This window comes from Aeromonas sp. 603607 (assembly GCF_049171595.1).
GTDB lineage: Bacteria > Pseudomonadota > Gammaproteobacteria > Enterobacterales > Aeromonadaceae > Aeromonas > Aeromonas veronii.
The window spans coordinates 18,928-36,858 of record NZ_JAAKOV010000024.1 but is presented as its reverse complement, the minus strand read 5'-3'; the positions used below and the strand labels follow the sequence as shown (position 1 = coordinate 36,858).

Annotated in this window: 18 protein-coding genes; 8 read left to right on the top strand and 10 right to left on the bottom strand. The window is 57.0% G+C overall.

Going from position 1 to position 17,931, the window contains the following annotated elements:
- Positions 1 to 5: 5 nt before the first annotated feature.
- Positions 6 to 494 carry a CvpA family protein gene (locus G5315_RS19095; protein WP_005337086.1) on the bottom strand — a complete coding sequence of 163 codons (489 nt, stop codon included), beginning with the start codon at positions 492 to 494 and terminating at the stop codon, positions 6 to 8.
- An 8-nt stretch (positions 495 to 502) separates the two neighbouring features.
- Between G5315_RS19095 and G5315_RS19090 the strand changes: the two genes are divergently transcribed.
- Positions 503 to 679 carry a hypothetical protein gene (locus G5315_RS19090; RefSeq protein WP_155395816.1) on the top strand — a complete coding sequence of 59 codons (177 nt, stop codon included), beginning with the start codon at positions 503 to 505 and terminating at the stop codon, positions 677 to 679.
- A gap of 2 nt (positions 680 to 681) precedes the next feature.
- On the opposite strand, the gene serS is transcribed toward G5315_RS19090, so the two are convergent.
- The 5 genes from serS to lrp form a co-directional block, all read right to left on the bottom strand.
- Positions 682 to 1,977, bottom strand: coding sequence for a serine--tRNA ligase (gene serS / locus G5315_RS19085; protein ID WP_421333726.1), 1,296 nt, complete (start codon positions 1,975 to 1,977; stop codon positions 682 to 684).
- A gap of 306 nt (positions 1,978 to 2,283) precedes the next feature.
- Entirely contained in the window at positions 2,284 to 3,621 is a 1,338-nt protein-coding gene (locus G5315_RS19080) for a replication-associated recombination protein A (protein WP_421333724.1), read from the bottom strand.
- Between the two features lie 76 nt (positions 3,622 to 3,697).
- Positions 3,698 to 4,306, bottom strand: coding sequence for an outer membrane lipoprotein chaperone LolA (lolA, locus tag G5315_RS19075; RefSeq protein ID WP_041202312.1), 609 nt, complete (start codon positions 4,304 to 4,306; stop codon positions 3,698 to 3,700).
- A gap of 80 nt (positions 4,307 to 4,386) precedes the next feature.
- Positions 4,387 to 6,897, bottom strand: a complete 2,511-nt coding sequence (locus G5315_RS19070) for a DNA translocase FtsK 4TM domain-containing protein (protein ID WP_421263212.1) — start codon at positions 6,895 to 6,897, stop codon at positions 4,387 to 4,389.
- Positions 6,898 to 7,099: 202 nt separating this feature from the next.
- Positions 7,100 to 7,591 (bottom strand): leucine-responsive transcriptional regulator Lrp, encoded by a 492-nt coding sequence (gene lrp / locus G5315_RS19065; RefSeq protein ID WP_005300047.1) that lies wholly within the window; start codon positions 7,589 to 7,591, stop codon positions 7,100 to 7,102.
- Between the two features lie 150 nt (positions 7,592 to 7,741).
- On the opposite strand from lrp, the gene ald reads away from it, so the two are divergent.
- The 3 genes from ald (at position 7,742) to G5315_RS19050 (ending at position 11,303) form a co-directional block, all read left to right on the top strand.
- Positions 7,742 to 8,857, top strand: coding sequence for an alanine dehydrogenase (gene ald / locus G5315_RS19060; protein WP_047438314.1), 1,116 nt, complete (start codon positions 7,742 to 7,744; stop codon positions 8,855 to 8,857).
- A gap of 185 nt (positions 8,858 to 9,042) precedes the next feature.
- Positions 9,043 to 9,993 (top strand): thioredoxin-disulfide reductase, encoded by a 951-nt coding sequence (gene trxB, locus G5315_RS19055; RefSeq protein ID WP_111900030.1) that lies wholly within the window; start codon positions 9,043 to 9,045, stop codon positions 9,991 to 9,993.
- A gap of 62 nt (positions 9,994 to 10,055) precedes the next feature.
- On the top strand, positions 10,056 to 11,303 hold the full coding sequence (locus G5315_RS19050) for a diguanylate cyclase (RefSeq protein WP_167567200.1): 1,248 nt from the start codon (positions 10,056 to 10,058) through the stop codon (positions 11,301 to 11,303).
- Between the two features lie 108 nt (positions 11,304 to 11,411).
- On the opposite strand, the gene G5315_RS19045 is transcribed toward G5315_RS19050, so the two are convergent.
- Positions 11,412 to 11,882: a glycine zipper 2TM domain-containing protein gene (locus G5315_RS19045; protein ID WP_421333721.1), complete on the bottom strand. Its 471-nt coding sequence runs from the start codon at positions 11,880 to 11,882 to the stop codon at positions 11,412 to 11,414.
- 19 nt (positions 11,883 to 11,901) lie between these two features.
- On the opposite strand from G5315_RS19045, the gene aat reads away from it, so the two are divergent.
- The 3 genes from aat to infA all read left to right on the top strand — a co-directional run bounded on the left by aat (position 11,902) and on the right by infA (position 13,609).
- Positions 11,902 to 12,609 carry a leucyl/phenylalanyl-tRNA--protein transferase gene (aat, locus tag G5315_RS19040; RefSeq protein WP_421333719.1) on the top strand — a complete coding sequence of 236 codons (708 nt, stop codon included), beginning with the start codon at positions 11,902 to 11,904 and terminating at the stop codon, positions 12,607 to 12,609.
- Positions 12,606 to 13,322: an arginyltransferase gene (locus tag G5315_RS19035; protein ID WP_421263210.1), complete on the top strand. Its 717-nt coding sequence runs from the start codon at positions 12,606 to 12,608 to the stop codon at positions 13,320 to 13,322. The genes aat and G5315_RS19035 overlap by 4 nt, the downstream gene beginning before the upstream one ends.
- Positions 13,323 to 13,390: 68 nt before the next feature.
- A complete protein-coding gene (gene infA / locus G5315_RS19030; RefSeq protein WP_005300033.1) occupies positions 13,391 to 13,609 on the top strand; it encodes a translation initiation factor IF-1 in 219 nt (72 codons plus the stop codon).
- A gap of 68 nt (positions 13,610 to 13,677) precedes the next feature.
- On the opposite strand, the gene clpA is transcribed toward infA, so the two are convergent.
- Both clpA and clpS read right to left on the bottom strand, forming a co-directional pair.
- On the bottom strand, positions 13,678 to 15,933 hold the full coding sequence (gene clpA, locus G5315_RS19025; protein ID WP_005337110.1) for an ATP-dependent Clp protease ATP-binding subunit ClpA: 2,256 nt from the start codon (positions 15,931 to 15,933) through the stop codon (positions 13,678 to 13,680).
- 59 nt (positions 15,934 to 15,992) lie between these two features.
- Positions 15,993 to 16,310 (bottom strand): ATP-dependent Clp protease adapter ClpS, encoded by a 318-nt coding sequence (gene clpS / locus G5315_RS19020; RefSeq protein ID WP_319920861.1) that lies wholly within the window; start codon positions 16,308 to 16,310, stop codon positions 15,993 to 15,995.
- A 229-nt stretch (positions 16,311 to 16,539) separates the two neighbouring features.
- Between clpS and cspD the strand changes: the two genes are divergently transcribed.
- On the top strand, positions 16,540 to 16,758 hold the full coding sequence (gene cspD, locus G5315_RS19015) for a cold shock-like protein CspD (protein WP_005300025.1): 219 nt from the start codon (positions 16,540 to 16,542) through the stop codon (positions 16,756 to 16,758).
- Between the two features lie 117 nt (positions 16,759 to 16,875).
- Here the strand turns inward: cspD and folD are convergent, their stop codons facing one another.
- Complete coding sequence (folD, locus tag G5315_RS19010; protein ID WP_005337113.1) at positions 16,876 to 17,730, bottom strand: bifunctional methylenetetrahydrofolate dehydrogenase/methenyltetrahydrofolate cyclohydrolase FolD; 855 nt, start codon at positions 17,728 to 17,730, stop codon at positions 16,876 to 16,878.
- Positions 17,731 to 17,931 lie beyond the last annotated feature (201 nt).

Here is a 17,931-nt window from a genome sequence, read left to right as displayed (position 1 = left end):
AGTCACTATACCTGTTTAAGAAAACTGGATGAGTTCAACATGAACCCGAAAAACCACTGGATCACCGGCTTGAACTCCGGCACCAGCTTGGACGCCACCCACCAGTCGCTCTGGGAGAGGCTGGTGAAGGTATCCATGAAAAAAAGCAGGGCACTGACGATCAGCACCCCGCGAATTGCACCGAAGCAGACCCCCAGCACCCGATCGGTACCGGAGAGACCCGTCTTGTCCACCAACAGGCCCACCACATAGTTGACCACGCTGCCGAGGATCAGGGTTGCCACAAACAGCGCCGCGATGGCCAGACCGTTGCGAACCAGCGCGTCGGAGAAGGAGGTGAAATAGACGGCGAGATCGGGATAGAAATGGCTGGCAATAAAGAAGGCGACGAACCAGGTGACAAGAGACATGGCCTCCTTGACGAAGCCGCGCACCAGGCTGATGAGAGCAGAGAAACCGACGATGCCGATGATGGCGTAATCAATCCAGACCATAGAAAAAGATGTCCTGCGAAATTGCGGCGCAGTCTAACAAAAACGATTGCGCATTGCTTGATAAAAATGTGTTAACTGTTCAAAGCGACGCCGAAAAGCCGCATTTTTTCAGCACTAAAACGGTTGATCGGCGCCAGAATGCACAACGCCATGGCAATGCCATGGCGTTGTGGTCTGCGGCGTGAACTTACCCGATGTGGGTCAGGCCACCCATGTAGGATTGCAGCGCAGCCGGGATGGCGATGCGGCCATCTTCCTGCTGGTAGTTCTCCATCACGGCAACCAGGGTACGACCCACTGCCAGACCGGAGCCGTTCAGGGTGTGCAGCAGTTGCGGCTTGCCGTCGATGCGCACGCGAGCTTGCATGCGGCGCGCCTGGAAGTCGGTGCAGTTGGAGACAGAGGAGATCTCGCGGTAGGTGTTCTGGGCCGGCAGCCACACTTCCAGATCGTAGGTCTTGGAGGCACAGAAGCCCATGTCACCGGTAGAGAGCGCCATCACGCGATACGGCAGCTCCAGCAGTTGCAGCACCTTCTCGGCGTGACCCACCATCTCTTCCAGTGCATCCCAGGATTTCTCCGGGTGAACCAGCTGAACCATTTCAACCTTGTCGAACTGGTGCATACGGATGAGGCCACGGGTATCACGACCGTAGGAACCGGCTTCAGAGCGGAAGCAGGGGCTGTGGGCGGTCATCTTGATTGGCAGCTCTTGAGCGTCAAAGATCTCGTCACGGGCCATGTTGGTGAGCGGCACTTCGGAGGTCGGGATCAGGGAGAACTTGCGCAGCTTGCCCTCTTCTTCCCCTTCACCTTCGATACCGGTATTGAACAGGTCTTGAGCAAATTTCGGCAACTGGCCGGTGCCATAGAGGCTGTCCGGGTTCACCAGATAGGGCACGTAGCACTCGGTGTAACCGTGCTGCTGGGTGTGCAGATCCAGCATGAACTGAGCCAAGGCACGGTGCAGACGGGCAATCTGACCCTTCATCACCACAAAACGGGTACCGGAGAGTTTGACGCCGTTTTTGAAGTCAACGCCCTTGGCCGCTTCGCCCAGATCGATGTGATCGCGTACCGGGAAGCTGAACTCGCGCGGGGCACCCCAACGGCGCACTTCCACGTTGTCGTTCTCGTCACGACCCACCGGGGTGGTCTCGCTCGGCAGGTTGGGGATAGCGTCAGCAATGGCTTTCAGCTGGGCCAGCAGGGCATCCAGCTCGACCTTGCTGGTTTCCAGCTCGTCGTTGATTTTGGTCACTTCGGCCTTGAGCGGGGCAACATTTTCACCACGACGGGCAGCTTCACCGATGGATTTGGAGCGGGCGTTGCGCTCGGCCTGCAGCTCCTGGGTACGGGACTGCAGATCCTTGCGTTTCTCTTCCAGAGCGTTGACAGCCGCTACGTCCAGAACGTAGCCACGTGTCGCCAGACGAGCGGCAGCCTCTTCGATATCGCTGCGCAGATATTTGGGATCCAGCATGGTTTACCTACTTTTTTAAAATGGGATCTGGGCCTGAGTCGTCATGACGGGCTGGGAAACAGATCCGGAAGTTAACATCGGTTGGCGCACCCCAATCGTCTTCAGAATCGGGCCTCAACAATCAGGCCTTCGAGATCAAGAAGATGGCGCAAGGCCAAGACAAGCGGGGTCAGACGGGCAGTGTAGCAGACCGCCCCCCCGCCCGAACAGGGACTATTTGTGTCGTTTTTACCGACTTTGGCACGCAAACCGTCCTGCATATTCAAACGCCTGACCAATTTTCAGCCACACGGGGTAACAAAGGGGCTATTTGCCCCGTTGCTGCGGACTTTGCCTGTCCAGTTCATGGAGGTAATCGAGCTTCTGACCAATCTGCTTTTCAAGGCCGCGATCGGTGGGCTGGTAGTACTGCTTGCCCGCCAGCTCAGGCGGGAAATACTGCTCGCCCGCAGCATAGGCGCCCGGCTCGTCATGGGCGTAGCGATACTCGGCGCCATAGCCCAGATCGCTCATCAGTTTGGTCGGCGCATTGCGCAGGTGCACCGGCACCTCGAAGTCAGGGAGGTTTTTGGCATCATGAAGCGCCGCCTTCCAGGCGGTATAGACCGCATTGCTTTTCGGGGCGCAGGCGAGATAGACGATCGCCTGGGCGATGGCCCGCTCCCCTTCCGCCGGACCAATCCGATGGAAGCAATCCCAGGCCGACAGGGCGACCTGCATGGCACGGGGATCGGCATTGCCCACATCTTCCGAGGCAATCGCCAGCAAGCGGCGGGCTATATAGAGGGGATCGCAACCGGCGCTCACCATGCGGGCATACCAGTAGAGCGCCGCATCCGGCGCCGAGCCGCGAATGGATTTGTGCACCGCCGAGATGAGGTCGTAGAAGTGATCGCCCCCCTTGTCGAAGCGGGCCACGTGCTCCCCCACCACGGCGGCGAGCAGGGCACTGTCGATCACCCGAGCCCCAGTGCTGTCGGTTTCGGCCATGTCGGCCAACAGCTCCAGATAGTTGAGGGATTTACGCCCGTCTCCATCCACCGCCTTAGCCAGCGCCTCTTTGACGCCGGGGGCAAAGGTGAGTGTCGGATCATTGAGACCACGGGGATCGGTCATCGCCTGATCGAGCATGGCGAGAATATCGCTCTCCTCCAGTCGCTTGAGCAGATAGACCCGGGCTCGTGAGAGCAGTGCGTTGTTGAGTTCGAACGAGGGGTTTTCAGTGGTGGCACCGATAAAGGTGATGGTGCCATCTTCGATGTGAGGCAGGAACACATCCTGCTGGCTCTTGTTGAAGCGGTGCACCTCATCCACAAACAGGATGGTACGCACCCCGCGCCAGCTGTTCTCCTTCGCCTTGTCGATAGCGGCGCGGATCTCCTTGATACCGGAGGTGACCGCAGAGAGTCGCTCAACTTCCGCCTGACAGTAGTGAGCCATCAGCTCCGCCAGCGTGGTCTTGCCGGTCCCGGGTGGCCCCCACAGGATCATCGAGTGGCAGTGACCCGCCAGAATGGCTTTGCGCAGGGGCTTGTCAGCCCCCAGGATATGTTGCTGACCGATATACTGGTCGAGGTTTTGCGGCCGCATCCGGGCCGCCAGCGGACGAAAGTCCGATGAGAAATCCAGCGACAAGTTGTTCATCTATATTGACCACCCAGCGTCACGCCACTCGCCTTTGACTGGCGCAGTGGCGAGCAATCCAACGACCGCTTGCTCATTAGCGCTGGTCGTCCAGTTCGACCCCCTTCGGGATCTTGAAAACAAATTCGTTGCCCTTGAGCACCGGCTTGCGGTTGAAGCTGCTCAGGGTGAATTCACTCCACTGCCCTTGCGCCTCTTTCACATCGAAACGACTGATGTTGTCTTGTCTGTCGAAGGTGACACGGAAGGAGGCAATCAGCTCATCCTTGTTACGGCTGGTGACGGTGTAGACATCGCCCTGCTGGGTCACGTCATAGTTCTTCCAGAACTTGTCGTCATTGCCAGCGATCAGAATAAAGGGGGTGTTGAGCACCGCATCTTTCAGCTTGAGGGCAGTGACCTGCTCGACGAAGGGATCATAGACCCAGACATCCTGACCATCTGCCACGATCAGGCTCTCGTCCGGCGAGGTGGTGTGCCAGTTGAAACGGTTTGGCCGCTGCACCAGCAGGTCGCCGCTGGCCTTTTGCAGCTCCTTGCCCTTGCTGTCATAGACGGTCTGGGCAAATTTGGCGGAGAAGAGGCTGACACCCGCCAGCTTCTGTTTGAGATCGCTGGCCGCATCGGCCCACACCTGGCTGCTGGCCATCAGCAGCACGGTACCCATCAACAGTTGTTTTTTCATCACGCTCTTCATAAAGACGCTCTCGATAAAAGGCCACGCCCGCGGAGGGCATGGCCAGGGATAGTATGAAACGGTGAGGTTTAGTCCCGCACCGGCGGCGGTGCCAGCACGTCACGCTGACCATTGCCACCCGGTGAGCTGACGATGCCCTGATTCTCCATCTGCTCGATGAGACGGGCGGCCCGGTTGTAACCAATCTTGAACTTGCGCTGGACGCTGGAGGTCGAGCCACGGCGGGACTCCACCACAAAAGCGACCGCCTCGTCGAACAGGGGATCGAGCTCTTCATCGCCACCACCGCCATATTCGCCGCTGCCACCTTCGCCACCCGACTCACCGGAGAGGATCTCCTCGATGTAGTTCGGCTCGCCGCGCAGTTTCCAGTCTGCCACCACCTTGTGCACTTCGTGGTCATCGACAAACGCACCGTGTACGCGGGTCGGGTTGGAGGTCCCAGCCGGCATGTAGAGCATGTCGCCCATGCCGAGCAGAGATTCGGCGCCGCCCTGATCGATGATGGTGCGCGAGTCGATCTTGCTCGACACCTGGAACGAAATACGGGTCGGGATGTTGGCCTTGATAAGACCGGTAATGACATCCACCGACGGACGCTGGGTCGCCAGAATGAGGTGAATACCGGCGGCCCGCGCCTTCTGGGCGATACGGGCGATCAGCTCTTCCACCTTCTTGCCGACGATCATCATCATGTCGGCAAACTCGTCCACCACCACCACGATGTGGGGCAGTTTCTCAAGCTCCGGCGGCATCTGATCCATGGAGTCACCCGGGCGCCACAACGGATCCAGCAGAGGTTCCCCCTCCTCGATGGCAGCCAGCACTTTGTCGTTGTAGCCCTTGAGGTTGCGCACCCCGACCGCAGACATCAGCTTGTAACGGCGCTCCATCTCCCCCACGCACCAGCGCAGAGCGTTGGCGGCGTCCTTCATATCGGTCACCACCTCGGTCAGCAGGTGCGGGATCCCTTCGTAGACGGAGAGTTCCAGCATCTTGGGGTCGATCATGATGAAACGCAGGTCATCGGGGGATGACTTGTAGAGCATCGAGATGATCATGGTGTTGACCCCTACCGACTTACCGGAACCTGTGGTACCGGCCACCAGCAGGTGCGGCATCTTGGCCAGGTTCACCACCACCGGCTCCCCAGCGATGTCCTGACCCAGGCCCATGGTGAGCGGGTTGCGGCTATCTCGGAAGGCATCGCAGTCGAGGGTTTCGCGCAGGTAAACGGTCTGACGCACCCGGTTGGGCAGCTCGATACCGACGTAGGTCTTACCCGGGATCACCTCAACCACCCGCACGCTGCTGGCAGAGAGGGAACGGGCCAGATCGCGCGAGAGGTTGGTGATCTTGCTCGCCTTCATGCCCGGCGCCAGATCCAGCTCGAAACGGGTAATGACCGGGCCCGGATAGACACCCACCACCTTGGCCTGCACGTTGTAGTCGGCAAGCTTGGCCTCCACCAGACGCCCCATGCGGTCCAGCTCATCCTTGCTCATCATCTGGGTCTTGGCTGGCGGTCTGTCTAGCAGCTCGATACTCGGCAACGGCGGCAGCGTAGATTGCGGACGACGCTTGGGCTTGGTCGGTGCGACGGCTACCGGCGCGGCGACCTCGTCGTCCCCTTCGGCCCACGGCAGATCCAGATCGTCATCATCATCGGCCACAGCCAGTACCGGCTGACGGCGCCCATTCGCAGCCGCCACCGCACGTTTCGGTTTGGCAGCCGGAGCTGGCTCGTCATCCTCATCATCAAACTGGGGATCGAACTCGAAGGTATCGTCGTCGAGTTCCGGCAGCCACTCTTCGGCGGCAGCCTTCTGGTTCTTGGCCTTGGGCTTGCGAGTCCAGCTGGTGTGCGGCTCATCTTCCTCGTCATCAAACGCGATGGCCCCTACCCCGCCTTCCAGCAAGGGATCCGGCCCCTCGTTGCGGGGTTGACGCCAGCCACCGGTCAGCCAGCGGCCGAGGGTGGTCGGGAAGTGGTAAACAGCGCTGACCGAACCGGTACAGGCCGCGCCGATCTGCTCGACGATGGTGAGCCAGGACCAGCCGGTAAACAGGGTGATGCCGGTTGCCACGAAGCAGAGCAGCATCAGGTTGGCCCCGACGCCGCCAAACAGCGGCACCACGGCAGAAGCGATCACATCCCCCACCAGACCACCGGCGGAGAAGTTTTGCATATCGTTGAAGTTCATGCTGGCAATGGCCGACATGCCGAGCACAGTCAGGATAAAGCCGATGATCCGCACCCCAAGGGTGAGGTAATCCACATCAAGCAGACGGCTCGGGCGCCAGAACAGACTCCAGCCCAGCAGCACCACCAGCGGCGGCACCAGATAGGAGAAGGCACCAAAGGTAAACATGGTGATATCGGCGAGCCAGGCACCGGCACTACCGGCGAGGTTCTTCACCTCCCCTTGCCAGGAGGTCTGGGACCAACCGGGATCAGCGGGATGATAGGACAACAGGGCAAGCAGAAGATAAGCAGCCATCAGGGTGATGGCGATCAAGACGGCTTCGAAGATCCGTTGTGTACCTGATAAAGGAGTAAACAGCTTTTTATCGGCCAAACTCCGGCTCCTTTCTGAAAACATGTAATGCAGGAAATAAGGGGGCCTAGTATCCCCGAAAAGCCCATCGATTGTCAGCCAGAGCCTGATGGGACGGGGCCATATTTGCAATTATCTTTACAAGAAGAAACGAGCGGACCGGCCGCTCGTTTCTGACTGTCATGGTGTCTCATATGGGAAAGATACCACGGCATAACCTGCTTTATCGGGTGCTGATCACCAGACGACTGCTCTGCTTGACCTCTTCCATCACCACGTAGGTGCGGGTGTCATTGACACCGGGCAGACGCAGCAGGGTTTCCCCCAACAGACGGCGGTAAGCCGACATGTCGCTGACTCGGGTCTTGAGCAGATAGTCGAAGTCACCGGAAACCAGATGACACTCCTGGATCTCTTCGAGCACCTGAACAGCCTTGTTGAACTGTTCAAACACATCAGGCGCCCCGCGATTGAGGGTTATCTCTACAAACACCAGCAGAGATGCGTCCAGATAATGAGGGTTCAGAATAGCGGCATATCCTTCGATATAACCTTGTCGCTCGAGGCGACGAACCCGTTCCAGACACGGTGTAGGACTCAGGCCAACTCGCTTGGACAACTCAACATTCGAAATCCTGCCATCCTTTTGCAGTTCATTAAGAATGTTGCGGTCAATCCTGTCCAAATCCTTTAGCCGACTCTTAGCTTCCATCATTTTATTCCATCCTTTGGCTATTTTTTGGTAAGAATCACCAGTCATTTTATAATTATGGTCACAAATCCTGTCAATACCTGAATATACTAGGCGCAAATGTTGGTTAACATTTTGGCAACATGAAACACCAATCTATAGACGAGGGATAGCATGATTATCGGTGTACCTAAAGAGATAAAAAACCATGAATACCGCGTAGGCATGGTTCCGGCCAGTGTACGTGAACTGACAGCACGAAACCATACTGTTTTCGTCCAAAGCGGTGCCGGAAACGGCATTGGCTTCAGCGATGCAGATTATATCGCTGTTGGAGCCGAAATTTTGGCCTCTGCAGCAGAGGTTTTCGCCAAAGCCGAGATGATCGTCAAGGTCAAGGAACCTCAGCCTGTCGAATGTGCCATGCTGCGTCCGGGTCAAACCCTGTTCACCTATCTGCATCTGGCGCCAGACTTGCCCCAGACCGAAGCCCTGCTGAAAAGCGGCGCCATCTGTATCGCCTATGAAACCGTCACCGACGGCCGTGGCGGCCTGCCCCTGCTGGCCCCCATGTCGGAAGTCGCAGGTCGCATGTCTATTCAGGCGGGTGCCCAGGCGCTGGAAAAATCGCGCGGTGGGAGCGGTGTGCTGCTCGGCGGCGTACCCGGTGTCGAACCGGCCAAGGTGGTGATCATCGGTGGCGGCGTGGTCGGCTCTAATGCAGCCCGCATGGCCATTGGCCTGCGCGCAGATGTGACCATCCTCGACAACAACGTCGATACCCTTCGCCGTCTCGATAACGAGTTCCAGGGAGCGGCCAAGGTGGTTTACTCCAACAGCGAGACGCTGGAGCGCCATCTGCTGGCGGCCGATCTGGTCATCGGCGGCGTGCTGGTGCCGGGTGCCACTGCGCCAAAACTTGTCAGCCGTGACCACATTGCGCGCATGAAGCCGGGTTCTGCCATCGTCGATGTGGCCATCGATCAGGGCGGCTGTGTGGAAACCTCCCACGCCACCACCCACCAGGATCCGACCTATATCGTCGATGAGGTGGTGCACTACTGTGTCGCCAACATGCCAGGGGCGGTGGCCCGCACCTCGACCGTGGCGCTCAACAATGCCACCCTCCCCTTTATCATCAAGCTGGCACAGCAAGGGTATCGTCAGGCACTGCTGAACGATCCCAACCTGCTGCACGGGCTCAACGTGATGGAGGGCAAGCTCACCTGCAAGGAAGTGGCCGTGGCGCATGGCCTTGCCTACACGGATCCCCTGACCCTGCTGAACTGATCTGCGCTGGCCTGCGCCAGTTGGAGATGAGTGAAAATCCGCCCGCGATGGGCGGTTTTTTTATTCCTTTATTTTGCATGTCACCCCTTGTGAACACGATTAGTGCAATCGACTCACCAGCCTTTGACCCCGGATCACGAATTACCTACAATCGCGCAAACTCATCACATCCCGGAAATGACATCATGAGCCAAGTCACTCACAGCAAATTGCTGATCTTAGGGTCAGGCCCGGCCGGTTACACCGCGGCCGTCTATGCCGCCCGCGCCAACCTCAATCCCCTGCTCATCACCGGCATGCAGCAAGGGGGTCAGCTGACCACCACCACCGAAGTGGAGAACTGGCCAGGTGATCCGGAAGGGCTGACCGGCCCTGCCCTGATGGAGCGCATGAAAGCCCATGCAGAGAAGTTCGATACCCGCATCCTGTTTGATCACATCAACAGTGTCGAACTGACTCAGCGCCCGTTCCGTCTCAAGGGCGATAACGGCGAATACACCTGCGATGCCCTGATCATCGCGACCGGCGCCTCCGCCAAGTATCTAGGTCTGCCCTCCGAAGAGGCCTTCAAGGGTCGCGGCGTCTCCGCCTGTGCCACCTGTGACGGTTTCTTCTACCGCAATCAGGAAGTGGCGGTGATCGGCGGCGGCAACACAGCAGTTGAAGAAGCCTTGTATCTGGCCAACATCGCCAAGAAGGTGCACCTGATCCACCGCCGCGACGAATTCCGTGCCGAGAAGATCCTGATCAAGCGTCTGCACGACAAAGTTGCGAGCGGCAACATCGTGCTGCACACCCACCAGACCCTGGACGAAGTGCTGGGCGATCAGATGGGGGTCACCGGTGTGCGCCTGCGCAACACTCAGGACAACAGCACCAGCGAGCTGGCGCTGATGGGCGTCTTCATCGCCATCGGCCATCAGCCCAATACCCAGATCTTCGATGGCCAGCTGGAGATGCAAAACGGCTATCTGAAGGTACGTGGCGGCCTCGACGGTTTTGCCACCCAGACCAGCATTGAAGGTGTCTTCGCTGCCGGCGACGTGGCCGACCACAACTACCGTCAGGCGATCACCTCTGCCGGTACCGGCTGCATGGCAGCCCTCGATGCCGAACGCTACCTCGACGCGCAATAAATAAGCGCAGTTGTGATATAAGGCATACCAGTCGGTATGCCTTTTTTATTTGAAGGAGTCTAATGAAACAGAAGATATTGATTGTCGAAGATAGCCTGACCATCCGCCGTATGCTGACTCAGGCCATTGCCCAGCAGACAGGCCTCGAGATTGACGCCTTCGATACCCTTGAAGGCGCCCGTCACTGTCGGGGAGAGGAGTATGTGGTCGCGCTGGTGGACCTGACCTTGCCGGATGCGCCCCGTGGCGAAGCGGTCAACGAGCTGCTGGCTCGAGGTTTGCCGGTGGTTATCCTCACTGCCGACATCAGCGAGGATAAACGTGCCGCCTGGCTGGAAACCGGCGTGCTGGACTATGTGATGAAGGATTCGCGCCACTCGCTGCAATATGCCGTCAGTCTGGTGCACCGCCTCTATCTCAACCAGTCCATCGAAGTGCTGGTAGTCGACGACTCACGCACCTCCCGTCACCGCACCATGGCCCAGTTGCGCAAGCAGTTGTTGCAGGTGCATGAGGCCAGTCATGCCCGTGAAGCGATGGCGATGCTGGAGCAACACCCGGACATCCGGCTGGCACTGGTCGACTACTATATGCCGGATATCGATGGCATCAGTCTGGTGCGGATGCTGAGAGAGCGATACAGCAAGCAGCAGCTCGCGATTATCGGGATCTCGGTCTCGGACAAACGCGGTCTCTCTGCTCGCTACCTCAAGCAAGGCGCCAACGACTTTCTCAACCAGCCGTTCGAGCCGGAAGAGCTGCAGTGTCGGGTCAGCCACAATCTGGAAGCGCTCGAGCAGTTCAACAGCATTCAGGAGTCAGCCAATCGTGATTACCTGACCGGTCTCTACAACCGGCGCTACTGGTTCAACGAAGGGCAAAAATGGTTTGAAGAGCATCAGCGCCAGCAGACGCCTCTCGCACTCTGTGTGCTCGATGTGGATCACTTCAAGCAGGTCAACGATCACTGGGGCCATGCCATCGGCGATCAACTGCTCTGCCATCTGACCCGGCTACTGACCCAGTTCTTCCCCGATGCCATGATCGCCCGGTTTGGCGGAGAGGAGTTTGCCATGATGGTGCCTCACTGTACCGTCCCTGTGTTGATCAAGCGTCTTGAAGGGCTGCGTCAGCAGCTGCGCCAGCAACCCTTGTCACCGGAAACCCCGCTCTTTGTTCGCGCCAGTTACGGCGTGATCAGCGTCGGGCGGATATCCATGGACGAGGCGCTGAGCGTAGCGGATCGGCTGCTCTATCAGGCAAAGAACACCGGTCGCGACAAGATAGTCTCTCAAGAGACAACTATCTGAATCCTCAGGGCATCAGTCCCGTGTATTACCGCCCGACAGACTTTCCAACAGGAGAGTCTGCGGGTTCCTTTCCTGCCACAGTCTCCCCATCACAATGACTATCGAAAGTCAGTAAGTCTTGTCGACCCGCACCCCATCATCGAAGTAGAGAATGCGCACCTTGTCTCCATTGGCAAAGACCATGGTGGGATCATAATCCTGGATCACGTTGATAAGGGCATTTTGCTCGTTGCGGATCAGCAGCTCCACCAGCTTGTTTTCCACCACGGTTCCCCCGGACTGGTATTGCTGCGCAGCCGCAGCCCCCGCGAGTGCGCCGACGGCGGTGGCGATTTCACGGCCATGACCGCCGCCAAACTGGTTCCCCAGCAGGCCGCCCAACACGGCTCCGCCCAGCGTTTTCCAGCCAGAGTGCTCGGACTCCAGGATCTGGCGCTGGGTAATATTGCGCATCGTTTCGACCTGACCAAACACCACCTGATTGACCGGCCGCGCGGTATTGCGCTGGTAGACCTCCGCCCCGGCGGGCGCCGTGACAAAGCAGAACAAGCTGGATACTATCAGGATAATGGCCTTCATCTATGAACCTCGTTGCCTTATGTCTCGCTATCTTACCCAACTGGATGATGAGCTTTGCTGGTTTCCCGACCCCAGCCATGCGCTGGAAGAGCCCAACGGCTTGCTGGCGATCGGCGGGGATCTCTCCCCTGCCAGATTGCTGGCAGCTTACCACAAGGGGATCTTCCCGTGGAATGAAACCCACCAGCCGACCCTGTGGTGGTCACCGGATCCCCGTGGGGTGATCCGTCCCGACCAACTCCATGTGGGGCGGACACTGCAGAAGATTATCCGCCGTACCCCATTCGATATTTCCGTCAATCGCGCCTTTAATGAAGTCATTACCGCCTGCGCCGCCCCTCGTCGCACTGCCGATGGCACCTGGATCAGCCAACCCATGATCGAGGCCTACCAGCAGTTGCACCAACTGGGTCATGCCCACTCTATCGAGATCTGGCAGGAGGGAGAGCTGCAAGCGGGACTGTATGGCCTCTCTATCGGCCGACTGTTTTGCGGTGAATCCATGTTCAGCCGGATTGATAACGGCGCCAAACTTGCCATGGTGGCACTCTGTCGCCACTTTTCACGCCATGGTGGAGCACTTATCGATTGCCAGATGCAGAACCCGTTTCTGGCGACCCTGGGTATCGAGGAGTGGCCAAGGGCCCGTTTTCTGGCCGAGCTGGCGCGCCTTGGCCATCAACCACTGTTGGCTTCCTGCTGGCAAGAGGGGGAGATCAGCCTATGACTGAAGAAGTGATCCTTAAAGTAGGGCTGACTCCCAAGCATCCCTGCAGTTATCTGGACCATGAACAGGAGCAACTGCTGGTACTGATGGATCACAATCTGCTCAACGCCAACGGCTACGAGCGATTGTTGACTGCCGGTTTTCGCCGCAGTGGCAACGATATCTATCGCCCCCACTGCCCGGCGTGCCATGCCTGCCAGTCCCTTCGTATTCACAGCGAGCGCTTTCGCCCCAGCCGCGGCCAGAAGCGGATCCGCCAGCTCAACAAAGATATCGAGATCGTCCTGAGCTACGATGACAAGCCCGAGTATTACCAGCTCTACGAACGTTATATCCGCGAACGCCATCGCGATGGCAGTATGTATCCCCCCAACCGCAGCCAGTATCGCGGGTTTCTCCATTGTGACTGGATGCCGCCGCTCTACCTGGAGATGCGCAAAGAGGACCGCCTTATCGGTGTCGCCACCACAGACCTGCTCCCCCACTCCTTGAGCGCCATGTACACCTTCTTCGATCCGGATTATGCCGATCGCTCCCTGGGCACCTTTGCCATCCTCTGCCAGCTCGATCTGGCCAGGCGAACCGGGCGAAGCTGGCTCTATCTTGGCTATCTGGTAGAGGCGTGCCGCAAGATGAATTACAAGCGCAATTATCTCCCTCACGAGCTGTTAATTCAGGGGGAATGGAAAAATATCGACACCAAGCCCGAGTAAACTTTACACATAGCCTTAAATCCGGCATGATCCAGCGGTTTTTTGTTGTGGCTTATCAAGAGGATTCAATGGCTAAAGAAGACAGTATTGAGATGCAGGGCACTATTCTCGAAACCCTGCCCAATACCATGTTCCGTGTGGAACTGGAGAATGGTCACGTGGTTATCGCTCATATTTCAGGCAAGATGCGCAAAAACTACATTCGTATCCTGACTGGAGACAAAGTAACGGTAGCACTGACTCCCTACGATCTCTCCAAGGGACGTATTGTTTTCCGCTCTCGCTAAGCCAGGAATTCAGCAAAAAACCCCAACCTTTCGGTTGGGGTTTTTTGTCGTTTTCTGATCACTGACGCTTAGTGGGAAACAGCTTCAACATTGACCTGAAAATCAAAGCTGAGGCTGTCATTTACCAACTCAACCTTCACTATTCCCCCGTCAACCAGTGAACCGAACAGGATCTCGTTGGCCAGGGGTTTCTTGAGGTGCTCCTGGATAACCCGACCCATCGGTCTGGCCCCCATGGCTCTGTCATATCCCTTCTCTGCCAACCAGTGGCGGGCACGTTCGGATACCTCGAGAGAGACTCCCTTCGCATCCAGTTGAACCTGCAATTCGACAATGAACTTGTCGACCACCTGATGGATCACCGTCATATCGAGATGGTTGAACCAGATGGTGTGATCAAGCCGGTTACGAAACTCCGGACTGAAGGTCTTGTTGATCACCGCCATGGCATCGTGGCTCAAATCCTGTTGCTGGAAGCCAATCGATTTGCGCTGAGTCTCCTGCACACCGGCGTTGGTAGTCATGACCAAAATCACGTTACGGAAATCCGCCTTGCGCCCGTTGTTGTCGGTCAGGGTGCCGTTGTCCATCACCTGCAACAGCAGATTGAATACGTCCGGGTGAGCTTTCTCAATTTCGTCAAGCAACACAACGGAATGAGGATGCTTGATCACCGCATCAGTCAGCAAACCACCCTGCTCAAAACCGACATAGCCGGGAGGCGCACCAATCAGGCGAGATACGGTATGGCGTTCCATGTACTCGGACATATCAAAGCGCAGCATCTCGACACCCAATGCCTTGCCCAACTGCTGGGTCACCTCTGTTTTACCAACACCGGTAGGACCGGCAAACAGGAAGCAACCAACCGGGCGACGCTCGTTACCCAAACCTGAACGAGAGAGGCGAATCGCATCGGTCAGCACCTCGATGGCTTTATCCTGACCAAAGACCACCATCTTCAGATTGCGCTCCAGGTTCTTCAGTACTTCTTTATCTGAAGAGGAGACTGATTTTTCCGGAATGCGGGCGATCTTGGCCACAATGGATTCAATTTCCTGCACATTGATCACTTTCTTGCGCTTGCTCGCAGGCAGCAACCGCTGACCGGCGCCCGCCTCGTCGATCACATCGATCGCCTTGTCGGGTAGGTGACGATCATTGATGTACTTGGCAGAGAGCTCGGCAGCTGCACGGATCGCCTTGGCGGTATAGCGTACGCCGTGGTGGGCTTCGTAGCGACTCTTGAGCCCCATCAAGATGCGAGTGGTGTCATCGATAGTTGGCTCGACAATATCGATCTTCTGGAAGCGACGGGCCAGCGCACGGTCTTTCTCGAAGATCTGGGCGTACTCCTGATAAGTGGTGGATCCCACGCAGCGGAGCAAACCATTGGAGAGCAGCGGCTTGATCAGGTTGGCCGCATCCAGTTGACCACCGGAAGCAGCACCGGCACCAATGATGGTATGGATCTCGTCGATAAAGAGGATGGCCCCTTCCTGACGCTCAATCTGCTTGAGCAGTACCTTGAGGCGCTTCTCGAAATCACCACGGTATTTGGTGCCCGCCAGCAGAGAACCCATATCCAGCGAATAGATGGTACTGCCCGCAATCACCTCGGGGACATCCCCCTTGACGATGCGATAGGCCAGACCTTCGGCAATGGCGGTTTTACCCACGCCCGCTTCACCCACCAGCAACGGGTTGTTCTTGCGACGACGGCAGAGCACCTGAATCGTACGATTAAGCTCCTGATCACGACCGATGAGCGGATCGATGCGCCCTTCCAGCACCAGCTGGTTCAGGTTGGTGGCAAAGCTCTCGATCTGTGCGGCCGAGACATCATCATCAGACTCGGGATTGTTATTGCTACCGAGATCAGGCTTGCTGTCCTTGCGCACCCCGTGGGAGAGGAAATTGACGACGTCAAGACGGCTGATCTCGGCTTTTTTCAGGAAATAGGCAGCTTGTGACTCCTGCTCACTGAAGATAGCGACCAGCACGTTGGCGCCGCTGACTTCGGTATTGCCGGAGGATTGCACATGGAAGACGGCACGCTGCAACACGCGCTGGAAGCCCAGTGTCGGCTGGGTTTCACGATCTTCATCGTCGCGCGGTATGAGCGGAGTAGTTTGGGTGATGAATGCGCGGATCTCCTTGCGCATCTGCTCGACATCGGCACCACAGGAGCTCAGCGCCTCATGGGCTGAACTGTTATCCAGAAGGGCTAACAACAGGTGCTCGACGGTCATGAATTCGTGGCGCTCGTCACGGGCCAGTTTGAAAGCCTCGTTCAGCGTCTTTTCTAGATCTTTATTCAACATAGGCACCTCCCCTAGTACAGCTACAATGTGGTGTCACACTCGCCATCAAGTCATCAGATTCAAGCCTTTTCCATAGTACAGAGCAGTGGATGTTCGTTGTTACGTGCATAGGTGTTGACCTGGACAACCTTGGTTTCGGCGATCTCTGCGGTAAACATGCCGCAGACACCCTTACCACTATAATGCACACTCAGCATGACCTGAGTCGCCTTGTCCAAATCCATACCAAAGAACTTTTGCAGCACCTCCACCACAAACTCCATGGGCGTGTAGTCATCGTTGTTCAACACAACCTTATACATGGGTGGCGGCTGCAGCTTTGTTTTCTCTGCTTCTGCAATCTTTTCATTAGCAAAGAGTTCTTTCTGCTTGCTCATAATCGCGCTTTGGTACCTCTAGATTACTACCGTCTAACACAAGGTTGTCAATAGACTTGTTAACCAGATCACATCAGCTGTTAACAACTTCTTGACTCGCTCAAAAGTTAGACTAGATTGGTTACTTGCTAATCTGTGCCCGTCTGCTATGGGCCCATGTCCCTAGTTATAAAGGGCTGGCGCAGGTTACTCAACGACTTCTGGGTAATCAATAAAAGGATGTAGAAGTATGGCAACCGGCACAGTTAAGTGGTTTAACAACGCAAAAGGATTTGGGTTTATCTGTCCGGAAGGGGGCGGTGAGGATATCTTCGCTCACTACTCCACGATTCAAATGGAGGGCTACAAGACCCTGAAAGCGGGTCAGGCTGTCAATTTTGAACTGCAACAGGGGCCGAAAGGAAATCACGCCTCTGTGATTGTGCCAAACGAAGCACAAAATATGTAAATAACACCCGTTGGATAAATAAAAAACCGGTTCCTCTCTGAGCAACCGGTTTTTTATTGTCAGATTTCTGGCGAACCCTGCCTCCTCACGGGATCACAGGGTTATCACCAGCCATGATCAGTCGTGATATTCACTGCAGGCGATCAGGGTATTTTCCATCAGGCTGGCGACCGTCATCGGGCCCACGCCACCGGGTACCGGGGTAATGAAGGAGGCATGGCTGCGCGCCGTCTCAAACTCCACATCCCCGACCAGCGAGCCATCAGCCAAGCGGTTGATGCCCACATCGATTACCAGTGCCCCCGGTTTGATCCACTCGCCCGGGATGAAGTTGGGCTTGCCGACTGCGACAACCAACAGATCGGCACGGCGAACCTGCTCTTCCAGATCCCGCGTAAAACGGTGACAGGTCGTAGTTGTACAGCCCGCCAGCAACAATTCGAGGGTCATGGGACGCCCCACTATGTTGGACGCGCCGACCACAACGGCGTGCAAACCATGGGTTTTGACACCGGTGGTTTCAATCAGCGTCATGATCCCTTTCGGAGTGCAGGGGCGCAGCGCCGGAATACGTTGGGCCAGACGGCCGACGTTATACGGGTGAAATCCATCTACATCCTTGTCAGGCTGGATCCGCTCCAGCACCTGAGTGGTATCAAAGTGATCCGGCAACGGCAGCTGAACCAGAATGCCATCTACGTGGCTATCCGCATTCAGCTGGTCAATCAGCGCCAGCAGCTCTTCCTGACTGGCGGTTGCACTCAGATCATAGGAGCGGGAGAGAAAACCCACCTCCTCGCACGCCCGACGTTTGCTGCCGACATAGACCTGAGAGGCTGGATCCGCCCCCACCAGAATGACTGCCAGCCCTGGAGCCCGTTTCCCTGCCGCCAACCGCTGTTGGACTTGCGCCGCGACCTGGCTGCGAATCGTTTGCGCAACCTGTTTTCCATCTATGATTTTGGCAGACATCGTTCTCCACTCACCATGTGTTCAACTGCCGCGCATTGTCGCATTTTTTTAGCCGGGATGTTAGCGGCAGACGCACGCCAGACCTGTAGCGGGCAATAAGTAGGCACTTGAATTTACTGGGGGAAAAAGTCGTTGACGCTGGCCCTTACGCTTGGCTATGATGCCCGCCCGTTGCCCAGTACGACTCATGTCGATATGCTG